Origin of the sequence: Streptomyces sp. BE20 (assembly GCF_036322525.1) — a bacterium.
GTDB lineage: Bacteria > Actinomycetota > Actinomycetes > Streptomycetales > Streptomycetaceae > Kitasatospora.
In genome coordinates this window covers 1-373 of record NZ_JAQYWW010001168.1, presented here as the reverse complement: position 1 = coordinate 373, position 373 = coordinate 1, and the positions used below count along the sequence as shown (strand labels likewise).

At 72.4% G+C, this 373-nt stretch carries 1 protein-coding gene; it reads left to right on the top strand.

Annotated features, from left to right (window positions below; translation table 11 throughout):
* On the top strand, nucleotides 1–373 hold a 373-nt coding region (locus PUR61_RS36755), incomplete at both ends, for an acyltransferase domain-containing protein (protein WP_329883904.1).

Below are 373 nucleotides of genomic sequence, written 5' to 3'. Positions count from 1 at the left end.
GTTGCCGTTGACGGGGTTCTCGGTGGAGGCGGTGCTGCGGGGCGGGGACGACTGGTTGGCGCGGGTGGAGGTGGTGCAGCCGGTGCTGTGGGCGGTGGGTGTGGCGCTCACGGCGTGGTGGGAGTCGTTCGGGGTGGTTCCTGCCGCGGTGGTGGGTCATTCGCAGGGTGAGGTGGTGGCCGCGGTGGTGGCGGGGGCGCTCACGGTGGAGGACGGGGCGCGGGTGGTTGCTGCGCGTTCCGGGGCGTTGGTGGATCTCGTGGGTGACGGTGGGATGTTGTCGGTGGGGGCGCCGGTGGCGGATGTGGTGCGGTGGTTGGAGCCGTCGGGTGGGTGGGGTGATCTGTCGGTGGCGGCGGACAACGGTCCGTCG